Origin of the sequence: Anaerolinea thermolimosa (assembly GCF_001050195.2) — a bacterium.
Classification (GTDB): domain Bacteria; phylum Chloroflexota; class Anaerolineae; order Anaerolineales; family Anaerolineaceae; genus Anaerolinea; species Anaerolinea thermolimosa.
In genome coordinates, this window is record NZ_DF967965.1 from 114,222 (window position 1) to 131,461 (window position 17,240).

The 17,240-nt window shown below is 58.2% G+C and carries 15 protein-coding genes; all 15 read left to right on the plus strand.

The window, feature by feature from the left end:
* Nucleotides 1-3: 3 nt before the first annotated feature.
* On the plus strand, nucleotides 4-1,329 hold the full coding sequence (locus tag ATHL_RS00510) for a nucleotide sugar dehydrogenase (RefSeq protein ID WP_084001055.1): 1,326 nt from the start codon (nucleotides 4-6) through the stop codon (nucleotides 1,327-1,329).
* Complete coding sequence (locus ATHL_RS00515; RefSeq protein ID WP_062188768.1) at nucleotides 1,329-2,306, plus strand: NAD-dependent epimerase/dehydratase family protein; 978 nt, start codon at nucleotides 1,329-1,331, stop codon at nucleotides 2,304-2,306. The genes ATHL_RS00510 and ATHL_RS00515 overlap by 1 nt, the downstream gene beginning before the upstream one ends.
* Nucleotides 2,303-3,688, plus strand: a complete 1,386-nt coding sequence (locus ATHL_RS00520; RefSeq protein ID WP_062188769.1) for a lipopolysaccharide biosynthesis protein — start codon at nucleotides 2,303-2,305, stop codon at nucleotides 3,686-3,688. Before ATHL_RS00515 ends, ATHL_RS00520 begins: the two co-directional genes overlap by 4 nt.
* A gap of 8 nt (nucleotides 3,689-3,696) precedes the next feature.
* On the plus strand, nucleotides 3,697-4,470 hold the full coding sequence (locus ATHL_RS00525) for an endonuclease/exonuclease/phosphatase family protein (RefSeq protein WP_162787523.1): 774 nt from the start codon (nucleotides 3,697-3,699) through the stop codon (nucleotides 4,468-4,470).
* Nucleotides 4,467-5,582 (plus strand): glycosyltransferase family 4 protein, encoded by a 1,116-nt coding sequence (locus ATHL_RS00530; RefSeq protein ID WP_062188771.1) that lies wholly within the window; start codon nucleotides 4,467-4,469, stop codon nucleotides 5,580-5,582. The genes ATHL_RS00525 and ATHL_RS00530 overlap by 4 nt, the downstream gene beginning before the upstream one ends.
* Nucleotides 5,579-7,108, plus strand: coding sequence for a hypothetical protein (locus ATHL_RS00535; protein ID WP_162787524.1), 1,530 nt, complete (start codon nucleotides 5,579-5,581; stop codon nucleotides 7,106-7,108). Before ATHL_RS00530 ends, ATHL_RS00535 begins: the two co-directional genes overlap by 4 nt.
* A 76-nt stretch (nucleotides 7,109-7,184) precedes the next feature.
* Nucleotides 7,185-8,156 carry a glycosyltransferase family 2 protein gene (locus ATHL_RS00540; RefSeq protein WP_062188773.1) on the plus strand — a complete coding sequence of 324 codons (972 nt, stop codon included), beginning with the start codon at nucleotides 7,185-7,187 and terminating at the stop codon, nucleotides 8,154-8,156.
* Nucleotides 8,134-10,128, plus strand: coding sequence for a hypothetical protein (locus ATHL_RS00545; protein ID WP_062188774.1), 1,995 nt, complete (start codon nucleotides 8,134-8,136; stop codon nucleotides 10,126-10,128). The genes ATHL_RS00540 and ATHL_RS00545 overlap by 23 nt, the downstream gene beginning before the upstream one ends.
* A 21-nt stretch (nucleotides 10,129-10,149) precedes the next feature.
* Nucleotides 10,150-11,106 (plus strand): lysylphosphatidylglycerol synthase transmembrane domain-containing protein, encoded by a 957-nt coding sequence (locus tag ATHL_RS00550; RefSeq protein WP_062188775.1) that lies wholly within the window; start codon nucleotides 10,150-10,152, stop codon nucleotides 11,104-11,106.
* A gap of 51 nt (nucleotides 11,107-11,157) precedes the next feature.
* Nucleotides 11,158-11,679, plus strand: coding sequence for a winged helix-turn-helix transcriptional regulator (locus tag ATHL_RS00555; RefSeq protein WP_062188776.1), 522 nt, complete (start codon nucleotides 11,158-11,160; stop codon nucleotides 11,677-11,679).
* The gene (locus ATHL_RS00560) at nucleotides 11,672-12,613 is read left to right on the plus strand and encodes a GDP-L-fucose synthase family protein (RefSeq protein WP_084001056.1); all 942 of its coding nucleotides are present in this window, start codon (nucleotides 11,672-11,674) and stop codon (nucleotides 12,611-12,613) included. Before ATHL_RS00555 ends, ATHL_RS00560 begins: the two co-directional genes overlap by 8 nt.
* A gap of 4 nt (nucleotides 12,614-12,617) precedes the next feature.
* Nucleotides 12,618-13,475 (plus strand): ABC transporter permease, encoded by an 858-nt coding sequence (locus tag ATHL_RS00565; protein ID WP_062188778.1) that lies wholly within the window; start codon nucleotides 12,618-12,620, stop codon nucleotides 13,473-13,475.
* Nucleotides 13,472-14,725 carry an ABC transporter ATP-binding protein gene (locus ATHL_RS00570; protein ID WP_062188779.1) on the plus strand — a complete coding sequence of 418 codons (1,254 nt, stop codon included), beginning with the start codon at nucleotides 13,472-13,474 and terminating at the stop codon, nucleotides 14,723-14,725. The genes ATHL_RS00565 and ATHL_RS00570 overlap by 4 nt, the downstream gene beginning before the upstream one ends.
* The gene (locus ATHL_RS00575) at nucleotides 14,725-16,347 is read left to right on the plus strand and encodes a capsular polysaccharide export protein, LipB/KpsS family (protein WP_062188780.1); all 1,623 of its coding nucleotides are present in this window, start codon (nucleotides 14,725-14,727) and stop codon (nucleotides 16,345-16,347) included. Before ATHL_RS00570 ends, ATHL_RS00575 begins: the two co-directional genes overlap by 1 nt.
* Nucleotides 16,344-17,201, plus strand: coding sequence for a class I SAM-dependent methyltransferase (locus tag ATHL_RS00580; RefSeq protein WP_062188781.1), 858 nt, complete (start codon nucleotides 16,344-16,346; stop codon nucleotides 17,199-17,201). Before ATHL_RS00575 ends, ATHL_RS00580 begins: the two co-directional genes overlap by 4 nt.
* Nucleotides 17,202-17,240 lie beyond the last annotated feature (39 nt).

Here is a 17,240-nt window from a genome sequence, read left to right on the forward strand (position 1 = left end):
GATGTGAGTTCCTATAAGGATGCCTTAATTCAGAAGTTTCAGAACCGTACGGCTACTGTGGCCGTACTGGGCCTTGGGTATGTGGGCCTGCCACTGGCGGTGGTGTTTGCCGAGGCGGGTTTCAATGTGATAGGGGTTGACCTGGTGCAGGAAAAGGTAGAGCGGGTCAACCGCGGTGAGAGTTATGTTCTGGATGTTCCATCTGAGGCCTTGAAGAGGCTCGTCGAGGCGGGGCGGCTTTCAGCAACCACCGATTTTTCCGTCTGCCGGGGGGTTGACGCGGTTTCGATCTGCGTTCCCACGCCGCTGCGAAAAACGGGCGACCCTGATCTTTCCTTTATTGCCTCGGCCACTGAGGGGCTGGCGGCGTATGTGCACCCCGGCATGGTGGTGGTGCTGGAGTCTTCCACCTACCCGGGTACCACCCGTGAGATGGTGCTCCCACGCCTGACGGGTCATTCAGGGTTGAATGCCGGGCAGGAAATCTTTATTGCCTTTTCTCCCGAAAGGGTGGACCCTGGCCGCACCGATTGGACAACCAAGAATACCCCCAAAGTGGTGGGCGGCATCACTGAGGATTGCTCGGATGTGGCCACCGCCTGGTATGCCCAGGCCCTGGATACAGTGGTGCGCGTTTCTTCCGCCGAAGTGGCTGAAATGGCCAAGTTGCTGGAGAATACCTTCCGCATGATTAACCTGGGGCTGGTCAACGAGCTGGCCATCATGTGTGATCGTCTGGGGGTTGATGTGTGGGAGGTGATTGACGCAGCTGCCACCAAGCCCTTTGGCTTCATGAAGTTTACCCCGGGGCCGGGCATCGGCGGGCACTGCATCCCCATTGACCCGTTGTATCTTTCCTGGAAGATGAAATCGCTCAACTACAATGCGCGTTTCATCGAGCTGGCCTCAGAAATCAATACCAACATGCCGCGGTTCGCGGTCAGCAAGGTGCAGGATGCCCTCAATGACCGTGGTAAGCCCGTAAAAGGCAGCCGCATTCTGGTGCTGGGTGTGGCTTACAAGCCCGATGTGGATGACATTCGGGAAAGTCCCGCGCTGGACGTCATCCATCTGTTGCAGTCCAAAGGGGCACAGGTCGTTTACCACGATCCATATATCCCGCGGTTTGACCACGATGGCTGGCAGATGGAGTCGATTGCTGACGGCGCTTTGCTGGATGAAGCCCGCTCTGCCGATGCGGTGGTCATTGTGACGAATCATCGCTGGTACGACTACCCGGCCATTCATGAGGTGGCGAACCTCGTCATTGACACACGCAATGCTCTGGGAGCCCTGGGAAAGCGGTCGCCCAAGGTGGTGAGGTTGTGATGGCGCGCTATCTGGTCACCGGTGCCGCCGGTTTCATTGCTTCGCGGGTGTGTGAATTGCTCCTGGATGAGGGGCATGAGGTGGTTGGAGCAGATAACCTCTGTGACTCTTACGATGTGCGCCTTAAACATTACCGTCTGCGCCGCCTGCTGGAGCGGCCGGGTTTTCGCTTCAGCGCGCTGGATATTTCCGAGCGGGGAGCAGTGGATGCATTGTTCAGCACGGGTGAGCCGTTCGCCGGGGTGATCAATCTCGCGGCGCGTGCCGGGGTGCGTGCCTCGGTGGAGAATCCCTGGGTGTTCGTGAGCACCAACATGACCGGAACGCTCAATCTGCTGGAGGCATGCCGACGTCAGGGGGTGAAGAAGTTTATCCTGGCTTCCACGTCGAGCATTTATGGCAACGACGCTCCCCTGCCCACGCCAGAAAGCGCCTCCAGTGACCGCCCCCTTCAGCCTTACTCGGCGAGTAAAAAGGGCGCAGAAGCCATGTGTCATGCGTACCATTATCTGTATGATATCGATGTGACCATTTTCCGTTATTTCACCGTGTACGGGCCAGCCGGGCGCCCGGATATGGTGATGTTCCGCTTCACGCAGTGGATTAAAGAGCACCGCCCGGTGCGGCTGAACGGCGATGGCACACAGACACGGGGATTTACCTATGTGGATGACATCGCCCGCGGTACCATTGCCGGCCTCAAACCGTTAGGGTATGAAATTATCAACCTCGGCGGGCATGAGGTCATTTCGATGAATGAGATGATTGCCCGGCTGGAACGTTTGCTGGGCGAAAAAGCCATTATCGAACGCCAGCCTGCCCATAAAGCCGATATGCTCGCCAACCAGGCCGATATCACCAAAGCGCGTCAATTGCTTGGCTGGGAACCCCAGGTGACCCTGGATGAGGGAATGAAGCGACTGGTGGACTGGTATCTGGCTGAGCGCAGTTGGGCCAGCCAGGTGATTACGGCATGAGTTCGCTTTCTGAACGGGTGCGCACTTTTACCGGTGACCGTCTGTTGCGGCGGGTGGTGCGCAATTCTACCTATCTGTTTGCGAGTAATGTCATCGCGGCAGTGCTGGGGATCGTCACTGCCAACCTGCTGGGGGTGGCGGTTTTTGGGACGCTTGGGATCATCACCGGATTTGTCACCAACATCAATCGATTGCTCTCCTTTCGCATGAACGATGTGGTGGTGCGCTACGTGGGTGATGCTCTGGCGCGGAAGGAAAAAGAACGCGCTGCAGCAGTGGTAAAAGCTGCAGCATTGACCGAGGCGCTCACTTCCTTGGCGGCGTTTGGCGTGCTGGCCGCCCTTGCTCCGCTGGGCGCTCGTTATTTTGCTAAAGATGTTCAGCTGACGCCGCTCTTCCTCCTCTACGGGGTTTCGATCCTGGCGAACCTGATTTGCGAGACGGCCACGGGGGTGCTTCAGGTGACCGGGCACTTCCGCACTCAGGCGTTGATCAACCTGGCGCAAAGTGTGCTGGTGGCGGGGTTGATCATCCGGGCTGCACTGCAGGGCGGCGGGTTGATGGATGTGCTCTGGGCTTACCTGATTGGCAAAGTGATTCTGGGAATGGGGCCAGTATTTGCCGCTTTGTACTGGATGCCGCGGGCGGTCAGGCGAGGGTGGTGGCGGGTTTCATTTTCCTTTTTACCTCCCTGGCGCGAGCTGGTGCGGTTTGCCCTTTCAACCAACTTCAGCGCGACGATTAATCTGATCGCCCGTGACAGCGAAGTGCCCTGGGTGGGGCTGTTCTTCGGGCCGGTGGTGGCGGGGTACTACAAAACAGCGCTTCAACTGATTAACCTGGTGGTGATGCCGATCAATCCTTTCATCAGCACCACCTTCCCGGAAATTACGCGCGCCGTGGCCGAACAAGCCTGGCGGCGTTTGCGCGGTCTGTTGCGCCAGGTGAGTCTGATTGCTGGCGGCTGGACGGCGATGGTGATGCTGGGCATACTCCTTGCAGGCCGGCAGGTGCTCTTTTCTCGATTTGAATTGCTGGGGCGCTCTTTTCACATCTACGATAGCCAGTATCTCCCGGCTTACCCGGTGCTGTTGGTCTTGATGATCGGTTATGGGCTGGCCAATACCCTCTTCTGGAGTCGTCCGCTCTTACTGGCGCAGGGATGGGCTGATTTCGCTCTGAAGGTAAGCTTCTGGGCGATGCTGGGAAAACTGGCGCTGGGGGTGGTTTTTCTCCCCGGGGCAGGCTACGTGGCCGAGGCGGGGTTTCTTTCGCTTTATTTTGCCACTTCGGTAGGCGTGATGGTGTGGCGTGGAATGCGCGGGGTGGGAATGGGTGCAGAAGCAGAATCCTTGATGGAGGTGGTGGAAAAGAAAGTATGATCCGGGTGATGACATTTAACCTGCGCACCGCTGAAGCCAGGGATGGAGAAAATGCCTGGGCTAACCGCCGTGACCTGGCGCTGGAGCGGATTCACTCCTTTGCTCCAGACCTGCTTGGGCTGGAAGAAGTGCACGATGCAGAACAATCGGCAGACGTACGGGCCGCTTTACCGGGGTATACCTGGTACGGGGTGCGGCGTGGTGGGAACGGCCCGGCGCCACTGGAAATGACCCCGGCCCTGGTGCGGAGCGAGGCTTTTGAGGTTCTGGAAGATCGGGTTTTCTGGCTCAGCCCTACGCCCGATGTTCCCGGTTCAACGGGCTGGGGAGCGGCCTATGCCCGCACGGCAGTGCAACTCCGCTTGCGCCATCGCGTCAGTGGGCAGGAACTTTACTGGATTCACACCCATCTTGATTATCTCCCCCTGGCGGTGAGGGGAATGTCTCACCTGCTGCGCGAGGTGATTGACGACCTGCCGTTGCCAATTCCCCTGATGTTGACGGGTGACTTCAATGCCGGTAAACGCAGTCTGGTATATCGGACGCTCCTGGGCCGGGCAACACCACGCCGGTTATGGGATGCCCTGCGCCTGGCTCAACCGGATGGGCGAGGGGAAGGAACCTTTCATGCGTTCGGCAGGTTGCCCCGCGCTCAGGCCATCGACTGGATTCTTGTATCGGAGGGATTGAGGGTGCTGGAGGCTGGCATTGACCGCACCGCACGAGATGGACGATTCCCGTCTGATCATTTCCCGGTGTGGGCTATTCTGGAAACCCCATGAAGATCGCTGCTATTTCTACCGCGCAGGTGCCCTCTCAAACGGCAAACAGCATCCAGGTGATGAAAGTTTGCAACGCCCTTACCCGGCTGGGGCATGAGGTGCACCTGTACCTTCCGGGCGAGGGCGAAGTAAACCGCGAGGAACTGGCTGAGCTTTATGGCATCACCGTGGCCTTCGAGATTAAAAAGCTCCCCGCCAGCCCGCGCCTGAAGCGGAATGACTTTGCCTGGCGGGCGGTACGCCTGGCCAGTTTGCAGAAGGCTGACCTGGTTTACTCCTGGGCCATTCAGGCGGCGGTATTTGCACTGGCGGGAGGCAAAACGGCGCTCTTTGAAGCCCACGACCTGTCCACCGGGCGGTTCGGGCCGTTGTGGATGCGCGCTTTTCTACGCCTGCCAGGGAAGAAACGCCTGGTAATGATCACCCGTGCATTGCAGTCGGCTCTGGAGCGGCGCCTGGGGCGGCTGTTGCCGTCAGAGGATCAGGTGATTGCGCCCAACGGGGTTGACCTGGAGCGGTATCTTGGACTTCCCTCGCCGATCAAGGCGCGGCGCTGGCTTGGTCTCCCCGAAGGGCTGACGGTAGGCTGCACCGGGCATTTGTACGCCGGGCGCGGGGGCGATCTGTTCCTGGGGCTGGCGCGGCGCTTCCCGGGTTTGCAATTTTTATGGGTGGGGGGCCGCCCGGAGGATGTGGAGACCTATCGAAAACTGGCCGCCGGTATGGAGAATGTGACCTTCACCGGCTTTATTCCCAATGCGCGTTTGCCGTTGTATCAGGCGGCGGCAGATATTTTATTGATGCCTTACGGGCGTTCGATTGCCGGGAGCAGCGGGGGGAACTCGGCGGAAATTTGCAGCCCGATGAAGCTGTTTGACTATCTGGGAGCGGGACGCGCTATTTTAACCAGCGATTTGCCCGTGATCCGTGAGGTGCTGGACGAAGAGCATGCGCTGTTTGCCCCGCCTGAAGACTTGCCGGCGTGGGTTTCAGCGCTGGAACGCCTGGCCGGTGATGAAGAATTGCGTGCGCTCCTGGCACTGCGTACACGAAGGCTGGCCGAACGTTATACCTGGCTGGAACGCGAACGCAAATGTTTGGAGGGATTGTGAAGGAAAGCTGGAAGGATTCGACTGGCTGGAGAGTTGTGATCAGCCTGGGGACGGGGGCCGTTCTGGGATGGCCGCTGGCCTGGCTCTATGAGGGGGTGGTGTGGCGTGGCTGGCTGGCAGGCGGGTTTCTGCTGGCGTTGAGCACCTTTGTTCTCCTCAGTGCCTGGCGATGGGCTGGTGGGGGGAGAACCCTGGCGTGGATGATGATTCTGGCCTTTGGCCTGCGCCTTGGGTTGGGAGTGGGGTTGAGCCTGGCACTTCCGGTATGGGGTTATCCTGAAGAACCTCAGCAGGCCGGGTACCTTTTCCCGGATGCTTACCACCGTGACCGTGAGGCGTTTGCGCTGGCGCAGTCGGGAGAACGCCTGCTCTTTAATCCGGAGCTTTCACTGGCATCCGATCAATACGGTGGGCTGGGGCTCACCAGTGCGGTGATTTACCGCTTTCTCAGCCCCGATGTGCACCGCCCATTCCTGATTCTCATCCTGGGGAGCTTCTTTTTTACCCTGGGTGTTCCCTTTCTGTGGCGGGCATTGCACCTGCGCCTGAGTTCCCGGGCGGCGCTGGTAGCAACCTGGATTTTTATCCTCTATCCTGATGGCCTCTTTTTTTCGGCGTCGCAAATGCGCGAGCCGTTTTTACTCGGACTGGGGGCAGTGGCCCTGTGGGGGGTGCTGGCGCAGCGAGAGAATCGGTATGGCGCTCTGCTGGCGTTGAGTTTTTCGCTGCCCGCCATGCTCTTTTTCGCCACCCGTTCGGCACTGTTTGTGGCGGGTGCACTGGCGTTGCTTTTCTGGCTGGAATATACTGCCGGGCAAAGTGGGAAAGCCTGGAAGTGGCTGGGTCTGGCCGGGCTGGGAGTGGGGGCGCTGGCTGCTGTGTGGCTAACCTGGGGATGGTTCCGCGAGGCTTCAGTGTGGGATCAGGTTTTAACCCTGCGAGGATCAGGAAGGCTGTCGGCGCTGATGGATGAACTTGGGGATCGGTTCAGGATCCCTGTAATTCTGGTCTACGGGCTGGCACAGCCGGTGCTTCCGGCAGCCATTGCCGACCCGGCTTTACCCCTCTGGAAGGGCATTGTGCTGATGCGTTCTCTGGGGTGGTATGCGCTTGCCCCAATGGTGGTTTATGCCGCTTTTTCGGCCTGGAAGGAAAGCGCCGCCGGACGAAAGCGCCTGGTGCTCTGGGCGGTGGTGATGGTGGTGGCCTGGATGGGCGTGGCGGCATTACGCGCCGGAGGCGATATGACCGATAATCCCCGTTACCGAACGCTTTTCCTGCCGCAGATGGCGCTGGTGGCGGGCTGGGCGCTGGATTGGGCCCTGGTGCAGCGCGACCGCTGGCTGGGCCGCTGGTTGCTGATAGAAGCGATTTTTCTTGGCTTTTTCACCCAGTGGTATTTCAGCCGGTATTTTCACCTGGGTGGCCGGTTACCCCTGACGATGATGATGGGTATCATTCTGATTCTCAGTGCGGGGGTGCTGGCGGGTGGGTGGATCCTGGATCGCCTGCGCCGATCGGCATGATGGGCGCAGAGGGCACAGGCTTTGCGATATAATAAACCCGCTGTAAGGGCTTTGACTATCTACAAACGGACCAGGTATGGACCTTTCGATCGTTGTCCCCGTCTATAACGAAGAAGAAAATATTCCCTTGCTTTATCAGGCGATCACCACGGCAGTGGCACCGCTGGGGCTGGAATGGGAGGTGCTTCTGGTGGATGATGGCAGCAAGGATGGCAGCCTGAAGGCTCTGGAGGCCCTGGCCGGGAAAGATGCAGAACATGTGCGCATCATTGCCCTGCGCCGGAATTTCGGACAGACGGCGGCCATTGCCGCGGGCATTGATCATGCATCGGGCGACGTGGTGGTGTTGATGGATGCCGATCTGCAGAATGACCCGGCAGATATTCCCCGGATGCTGGAGAAGATTGCCGAAGGGTATGATGTGGTCAGTGGCTGGCGTAAAGACCGCAAGGACGATTTTGCCACCCGAACGCTCCCTTCGCGCCTGGCCAACGGGCTGATTTCTGCCGTTACGGGGGTGCATCTCCATGATTATGGCTGTACCTTGAAAGCCTACCGCCGTGAAGTGCTGACCGGTTTTAAGCTGTATGGTGAAATGCACCGGTTTATTCCGGTATATGCCAGCTCGGTGGGCGCACGAATCATTGAATTGCCTGTTCGTCATCATCCCCGGCGTTTTGGTAAGGCCAAGTACGGTCTGGAGCGCACGGCCAAGGTGATCCTTGACCTCTTTACAGTTAAGTTTCTCAGCAGTTATGCGAATAAACCGATTTATCTTTTCGGCGGCACGGGCATCGGGTTGATGACCCTCTCCGGGATCGGCCTGCTCTACCTCTTTATCCGGCGGGTGTTTTTTGGGGTTTCAGTGCTGGGCTCGCCGCTCTTTCAAATGAGCACAATGATCTTCATCCTGGGCTTTCAGTCGATTCTGATGGGATTGATCGCTGAATTGCTGGTGCGTACCTACCACGAATCGCAGGGAAAACCCACCTATACCATTCGAAAGCTGGTCAATCTTTCCCCCAATGGTCACTCCCAAGACGATTAATCTGGAACAACCTGAACGAGGGGTTCCCCCGGCGCTTTGGGTGGAGCGGTTTTTTTGCCTGTTTCTGGTCATTCTGGCCGTTCCGGCCATTCGTCAGCTTTTTGAAATTGGAAGCATGTCGGGGCGAGCGGTTGGCTTTTATTCCTGGCAATGGGTGGGGTTGCTGGCGGTAGCGATCTTGCTTGCGCTGGCGCAGGTTCTGGTGGCGGTCTCCCTTTTTACCCCGCTATCCGGGCGGTTATGCTCGCTGGTGGCTCGCCTGAGCACATGGGCTGGACGATGGGCCTGGGTGGGGCTGGCTGGCTTTGGGCTGACGTGGGTGGTGTACGTGGGGGTGGTGCTGTGGCGCTTCGATCAGCATTTCGCCGCACCCTACCCGCGTCTGTGGCTCTTCGGGTTGACGACAGGCGTTGGGGCTTTCTTCCTGACGGCACGCTGGAGAAAGTTGCCGGTCTTCTGGGCGGTGCTGGTCTCGGCCCTGGTCTATGGGTTTGGCCTCAAGGCACTCAGCTTCCTGCCGGATGTATCCACATATCCTTTCAGCCTGTCGTGGTCAGAGGCAAGCCGGTATTATTATGCTTCTTTGCCGTATGCCAGGCGGCTCTACGGGTTCTCGATTCCCCTTTCGGCGTTACATCCCAGCCGTTATCTGCTCCTGGGGCTGCCTTTTCTGCTGGGGGGGACGCCGCTCTGGTTGCACCGGTTGTGGCAGGTGTTCCTCTGGCTGGGAATGAGCCTGGCGGCCGGTTGGGCGCTGATGCGCACCCTGCGCCCACCAAACCGCTGGGTATCTCTGATCGGGGTGATCTGGGCGGCACTGTTTTTGTTGCAGGGGCCGGTTTACTACCACTTGCTGGTGTGTGTGGTGCTGGTCCTGGTGGGGTTCGATCGTCAACGTTACGGGAAGACGTTGTTCTTCGTTGTGCTCGCCTCGCTCTGGGCGGGGATCAGTCGGGTCAACTGGTTCCCTGTTCCGGCTATGCTGGCCGCGGTGCTTTATTTTCTTGAAACGCCAGTGCAGACGAGCCGTAGCTGGTGGCAGTATCTCCTCAGGCCTCTGGGCTGGGGTGTGGCAGGCCTGGCCGCAGCGCTGGCGGCGCAGGCGGCCTACGTTCTGGTCTCGGGGCATGAGGATACCAGTGGATTTGCCTCTACGTTCACCTCGGCCCTGCTCTGGTATCGTCTCTTGCCCAATCCCACCTATCCTATGGGTGTTCTTCCGGCTATTTTGCTCATTACGGCACCTGCGCTGACCTTTCTGGGAGTTTCCGTTGGGCAAAACCGGAAGGCATGGCACCCGTTGCGATTGCTGGGGCTGGGAGCAATCCTGGCCGCGCTGTTTGCTGGCGGGCTGGTTGTGAGCACAAAAATTGGCGGGGGGAGCAACATTCACAACCTGGATGCCTATCTGGTGCTGGTGATGGTTATGGTGGGGGGGCTGTGGTTCGGGCGGGGCGTCTCAGAGGAAGGCGGGGCAGCCTTTGCCTGGCGTCACTGGGTGCTGGCAGTTTTCCTGCTGGTGATCCCGGTTGCGTGGAATTTCAACGTTGGCCATCCCTTTGCTCAGCGTGATGCCCGCCAGGCTGAGGCAGATTTGAAATGGCTGCGTGAGTTTGTGACCTTTCACGGGCAGGATGGCGAGGTTTTGTTTATCACCCAGCGGCAATTGCTTCTGTTCGGTAAAATCCCCGGGATAAAGCTGGTGCCAGATTATGAGTTGCTTACCCTCTCAGAAATGGCCATCTCGAACCATCAGGGGTATCTTGAACGGTTTCGGGAAGACCTGCGCAATCATCGTTTTCGGGTGATTGTAACCAGTATGGAGAACGAGGTGGTGAAAGACCCCGAACAATCTTCGTTTGCAGAAGAAAACAATGCCTGGGTTGAAAATATCACGGTTTATATTCGCAAATACTATCAGACGGCCTTCACTCTACCCGTGCCCAATGTGGAAATCTTTCTCCCGAAGTAGCCATAACGAGGGGTGCTATTCATGAATGGAGATGATGCTTTGCAATCCACGCGCGGCAGACGGATTTCGTTCTGGCGGGTGGGTGGAACCCTGCTTTCCCTGGGCCTGCTGGGATACCTGATTTCTCGCCAGGGTTGGGGTGAATTTGCCGGAGTGGTACGCGGCATTCCGGCGGCATCTCTGGCGCTTGCGCTGGGAATCGTCCTGTGCTCACGCGTGTTCGTCACCCTGCGCTGGTATGTGCTGTTACGTTCAGCAAAGGCGCGGATTTCGCTCTGGCAGACCTTTCAGCTGGTGTTTACCGGCCTGTTTTCCTCGAATTTTCTTCCCTCCACTGTGGGGGGCGATGTAGTTCGTCTGGCGGGGGGCGTTTTCCTGCGTATGGATGCCGGGGTGGTGGCCGCGTCACTGGTGGTGGATCGACTGGTGGGCATGGCGGGCATGGCGTTGCTTCTGCCGGTGGGGCTGGCGGTGGTGCTCGCTTCCCCAGGGGGGGTGAACCCTTCCGGGCAGGTATGGAACCTGAGCTGGGCGGGGATGATCCCGTGGGTGCAGGGATTGCGGGAACGCGGGCTGAGGTTTTTACGCAGCATGCTGCAGAGCCTGGTGACCTGGTTGAGGCATCCGGCGGGGCTGGTGGGGGCGTTTGCCTGTACTTTTGGGCACATGCTGGCCACCTACCTCACCGTAGGGGTGCTGTTGCAGGGAATGGGGTATGGTATACCGCTCTGGCAAATTGGCGGGTTGTGGAGCTTCAGCTATTTCTTTTCTCTGGCGCCCCTGACCATTAACGGGCTGGGGCTGCAGGAAGTTTCGATCGCGTATCTATATTCGCACTTTGGGGGAGTGCCCATGCAAACCAGTCTGGCGCTGGCAGTGCTGTTACGTTTGCTGTTCATGCTCGCCAGCCTGCCGGGGGCGATCTTCCTGCCGATGCTGGGGGGTGAGCCCCGGAACGGCGGCGAACCTGCCCCTTGACCGGCCTGCCTGCCGGGTTTATAATTCAACAACTGAATATTGAAAGGTACCATGAGCCTTCACTCAGAAACTGACCGTGACCTGGTCATCCTTGAGACCATTGAGCAAGACCCAGACGCCACCCAGGCCAGTCTGGCGTCAGTGCTGGGGGTGGCTGTGGGCACCATCAACTGGCATCTCAAACGTCTGGTAGAGAAGGGATATGTCAAGGTGCGCCGTGTGGAACGGCGCAAATTGCGTTATATCATCACCCCGGAGGGCCTTGCGTTGCGCGCCCGTCTGACGGTGGATTATATTCAGAATTCCTTCCGGCTCTACCGGCTGGTGCGTGAGCGGATGCTGGCGGTGATCGATGAGGTGCAGGCTGCCGGTACACACCGCGCGCGCCTGGTCGGTGAAGGGGATGTGGCAGAGGTTTGCCGCCTTACCTGCCTGGAGCGGGGATTTGAGCTGGATGATACCTGTCAGGCACCGGTTTTACACATCGATGGGTTGAAAATTCTGGTCGACTGGGATGGCTCCATACCCTCCCGTTCAGCGGGTAACTTACCTGCGGAGTTGCAACATGAATGATTTCTGGAAAGGGAAACGAGTCTGTGTCACCGGGGGCGCAGGGTTCCTGGGGCGGTTTGTCACCCGCAGGCTGGAAGAGCGGGGAGCAGGGGAAATTTTTGTCCCACGTTATGAGGAATATGATCTGGTGAAGCCAGAAGATGTGAAACGCGCCCTGGCCGATAGCCGGCCACATCTGATCATCCATCTGGCGGCTCATGTGGGGGGCATCGGTGCCAACCGCGAACGCCCGGCGGAGTTTTTCTATGACAATTTGATGATGGGTGTGCAGCTCATGCACGAAGCCTGGAAGATGGGCGTGGAAAAATTCGTGGCCATCGGCACGGTGTGCGCGTATCCCAAATTCACCCCGGTGCCCTTCAGAGAAGAAGACCTGTGGAATGGCTACCCCGAAGAAACCAATGCCCCTTACGGGCTGGCGAAGAAGATGCTTCTGGTGATGGCTCAGGCGTACCGTCAGCAGTACGGGTTTAACGCAATCTTCCTTTTACCGGTTAATCTTTATGGCCCGGGAGATAACTTTGACCTGCAAACCTCGCATGTCATTCCGGCAATGATACGCAAATTCCTTGAGGCAAAAGAAACCGGGCAGGATGAGGTGGTATTGTGGGGCGACGGTTCGCCCACCCGCGAATTCCTCTATGTGGAAGATGCCGCAGAGGGAATTGTGCGCGCTGCCGAAGCGTATAACTCGCCGGAGCCGGTCAACCTGGGTTCTGGTTATGAGATACGCATCCGCGATCTGGCGTCGCTCATCGCTTCATTAACTGGTTTTACCGGTCGGATCGTCTGGGATACCAGTAAGCCTAACGGTCAGCCGCGCCGCGCATTGGATACCAGCCGGGCCAGAAAAGCGTTTGGTTTTGAAGCCCGCACAGGCTTTGAGGAAGGCTTAAAAAAGACGATCGAGTGGTACCGCGCCACCAGGCGCTGAGGTGATGGTGACAACGCGAAGCGAACACGCCCCCCTGATTTATCTGCGCCCTGCCCGAGGTTGGATTCCCCTGAACCTTTCGGCCCTCTGGGCTTACCGTGAGCTGATTTACTTTCTCACCTGGCGAGATATTAAGGTGAGGTACAAACAGGCCGTGCTGGGCATTGGCTGGGCGGTGCTTCAACCGGTATTCCACATGGTGATCTTCACGATTATCTTTGGCCGCCTGGCAGGGTTGAAACCCGATGCGGGTATTCCGGCGAATCTCTACCCGGTATTTAGCTTTGCGGCGTTGCTCCCCATGCAGTTATTCCAGGGTGCTTTGCAACGCGCCAGCATTAGCCTGGTGCAGAATGCCAATTTGCTTACCAAAGTCTATTTCCCGCGATTAATCATTCCGTTATCGGCGGCGGCGGCGGGGCTGGTGGATTTTTTCTTTGCCTTCCTGGTGCTGGTAGGGCTCATGCTGTATTACCGGGTACCCTTTTCCTGGAACCTGCTCTGGTTACTGCCGTTAGTGTTACTGGCATTGCTGGCGGCGCTGGCGGTGGGGCTGTGGCTTTCGGCGCTCAACGTGCAATATCGCGACGTACAGCAAATGGTGCCTTTCCTGGTTCAGGCCTGGATGTACGTTTCGCCGGTGGCCTATTCCATTGACGTGATCCCCGCACAGGGCCCCTGGCGGATGATTTATGCGCTCAACCCGATGGCAGGGGTTATTCAGGGCTTTCGCTGGGCGCTTTTCGGGGCCAACCCGCCGGATCGCATTCTGTGGGTTTCGGTGGGAGTGGTCGCCGTATTGTTGGTCAGTGGACTGTATTATTTCCGGCACATGGAGCGCACTTTTGCGGATATGGTATGAGTAGCCTGGCGATTCGGGTCGAGAAACTGGGAAAGCAATATCGCATTGGGACGCTGGCCAGCCAGCGCTATCAGACTCTGCGCGATACCCTTACCTCAGTGTTTGACCGCACCCGCCGCGGGGCGAACGGCACGATCTGGGCGCTTAAGGACATTTCTTTTGAGGTGGAGCAGGGGCAGGTGCTCGGTATCGTTGGGCGCAACGGTGCTGGCAAGAGCACGCTGCTCAAAATCCTTTCGCGGGTTACTGACCCGACGGAAGGTTATGGTGAAATTCGTGGGCGGGTGGGTTCTTTACTTGAAGTGGGTACCGGTTTCCACCCTGAACTGACCGGACGGGAAAATATTTATCTCAATGGGGCGATTCTGGGAATGCGCCGCAGTGAGATTCAACGAAAATTCGATGAAATTGTGGCTTTTTCTGAGGTTGGCCCCTTCATCGATACCCCTGTGAAGCGGTACTCAAGCGGGATGTATCTGCGCCTGGCTTTTGCAGTGGCGGCACATCTTGAACCGGAAATTTTAGTGGTAGATGAAGTTCTGGCGGTGGGTGATGCAGAATTTCAGCGTAAGTGCCTGGGAAAAATGAGCGATGTTGCTCAGCAGGGCCGAACGGTGCTATTCGTCAGCCACAATATGAGCGCCATTCTCCGCCTGACCCAGGAGACGCTGGTGATTGAAAAAGGACGCCTGAAGATGCGCGCGCCGACACCTCAGGCGGTGGATTATTACCTCTCCCAGGGATTCTCTCAGGAAGGGCAGCGCATCTGGGAGGAGGATGAAGTGCCGCCGGAAGCCGCGCCCTTCAAGCCGATCGCCGTGCGCCTGAAAGATGCTCAGGGGCGGGTGAGTAATGCGGTGCGTTCCACGGAGCCGTTTACGATTGAGGTCGAGTACGCCTTGAGTTCGCCCGTGACCGGCCTGCGAGTTGGGTTGTATTTAATGAGTACCCGCGGCGAATTCATCTTCACGTCCTTTGATACCGATGACCCGTCCCGTTACGAGCGTTACCCGGTACGCCCGGCGGGCCGGTATGTCAGCCGGTGTACGATCCCGGCTGACTGGCTCAACGAGGGTCGTTACGCGGTGGGGATCAACGCCAGTTCTTTTCGGGTGCGGCGGTATTTCCACGATGAGCAGACCCTGAATTTTACGGTGGACGCGACCGGTGCGCCGGGGATGCAATGGGCCGAACCGCGCCTGGGGCCGCTGCGTCCACGCCTGGACTGGCAAATTGAGGTGATGGATTGATGAAAGTGGCTGGAAAACAGGTTGTCAAGAGTCTTCTGGGTCAGATCCCGTTCACGGCCGAGCTTTACTGGCTGCTGCGGCAAAATGGTCGGCCGATCCAGACCCGATTTTCCCTGAAACATCTCCAGGCTGAACTGCCGGAAATTGTGTCGCAGGCGGTGGCACTGCGACAGAATGCGGCTCCAGGAAAGAAAGTGTTCCTGTTTGCCACGCTGCATTACTGGATTGAACATGCGGCGCTGGTAGGTATGGCGCTGGCGGCCCAGGGACACGAGGTAACGCTGGGATATTTACCGTATGCTGAATGGCGTGAGCCCATTAACCGCTTTGATTTGCGGCGGCAAAATGTGTACGCTCGCAAGGTGCTTGAACAGGCCCGTCCCTTGCTTACCCCGGTTTCTTTCCTGGGGATGCGCGGTGTGCCCATGCGCCTTCCGGAGTCATTGATGGACATGGTGCGGCTGGTAACCACGTATGATACGCAGTACACCCTTCAGGTGGAGGAGATAGACCCCGACAGTGAGGTTTACCGGCTGAGGCTTGAGCGGAATACCGAAGCCGCCCGTGCCGCGTATGCGTGGTTCAGAGCTAATCGGCCGGATGTGGTCATCGTGCCGAACGGGACGATCCAGGAACTGGGGATTGTTTATCGTGTGGCGCGTGAAATGCGCATTCCTGTGGTAACCTACGAATTCGGTGACCAGCGGCAGCGCATCTGGCTGGCACAAAATGCCGAGGTGATGCGTCAGGAAACCGACTCGATGTGGGCGGCACGTAACGGCAAGGCGCTTTCAGAAGAACAGCTGGAGCGGATGCGCAACCTGTTCGTTGCCCGCCAGCGAGGCGCCCTGTGGGAGAACTTCGCCCGGGCGTGGCAGGGCACCCCTGCCAGGGGCGGAAGCCAGATTCGCCAGGAGCTTGGCCTGGATGATCGTCCTCTGGTTCTGCTGGCTACCAATGTATTGGGAGACAGCCTGACGCTTGGACGGCAGGTTTTCTCTCAAAGTATGGCCGAATGGATTGCCCGCACAGTGCAGTATTTTGCCGGGCTGGAACCGGCCAGGGCTCAGCTGGTGGTACGGGTTCACCCCGGTGAGGTGCTCACCCACGGGCTTTCCATGATGGATGTGGTACGCGAGGTTTTACCTCGCCTGCCGGAAAACATTCGCCTGATCGGTCCGAAAGATAAAGTGAACACCTACGATCTGGTAGAAGTGGCAGACCTGGGCCTGGTGTACACCACCACGGTGGGTATGGAAATGGCCATGTATGGTGTGCCAGTTATTGTGGCCGGGCAAACCCATTACCGCGGGCGGGGCTTCACCTACGATCCGGATTCATGGGTGAGTTACTTTAAGCTTCTCGGTCAGATGCTCGCCAACCCTGTGGCCTTCCGGCTTACCCGCCCTCAGGTAGAAAGCGCCTGGGAATATGCCTACCGCTTTTTCTTTGAATATCCGCGCCCCTTCCCATGGCACCTGGTGCGTCTCTGGGAAGATTACCATGCCCGTCCATTGAAGGCAGTTTTGAGTGACGAAGGTCGTCAGCAATACGGAGACACTTTCCGTTACTTGCTCGGTGAGCCGATAGATTGGAAATCCATTCTGCAGGCAGGCGCATGAGCGGCGAACAGGTTAAACAGGAAGTACGCTCGTTTTACGATCAGGTCGGCTGGCAAAAAGTGGCCGAGGGTCTGTATCAGAATGCCCGTTATGAAGACCTGCGGCCGGTTTCTGCCGAGTATATTCATCGCTGTCATTTGCGGGTGGGGCGGCATCTTGCGTCGACGGGGCGCTTTCTCCTGGATGCTGGCTCTGGGCCGGTGCAATATCCTGAGTACGAGGCTTATTCACGGGGGTACCGGTATCGGGTGTGTGCGGATCTGTCGATCGTGGCCCTGAAAGAAGCCCGCCGACGGCTGGGGAACCACGCTCTGTGTGTGGTGGCCGATGTAGCCAATTTGCCTTTTGCCAGGGGGGTTTTCGATGGTGCGGTATCATTGCATACGCTTCATCATTTGCCCCTTATTGAACAGGGCAGGGCTTACGATGAGCTTTACCGCACTCTGGCAGAGGGGCGTACAGCGGTGGTGGTCAATGGCTGGACGGACTCTCCCCTCATGCAGAAGACCGCCTGGATGGTTCGCCTGGCAGAGCGTGTGGGCAAGCTGTTTTCGCCTCAGCAGAAAAAGGCCGACAGCGTGGTCGAAAAGCCTACACGGAATGCGCCGACGGGCACTTTTGTTCAAAAGCTGAATGCCGCCTGGCTGCGACAGCTGTTAGATGGAAAGATGCATTTTGAAATTCTGGTCTGGCGCAGTGTCAGTGTGCGCTGGATGCGGGCGTTGATTCATACCGCAACCGGCGGAAAGTTCTGGCTGCGCCTGTTGTTCTGGCTGGAAGAACGCGCTCCGCGCTGGTTTGGAGAAAACGGTCAGTACCCGCTGGTGGTGATTACCAAAGAACCGAAAGTCTGATTTTCCCCGCCTGGCAGGGGCGGCCTGCGGGTGGAGTTT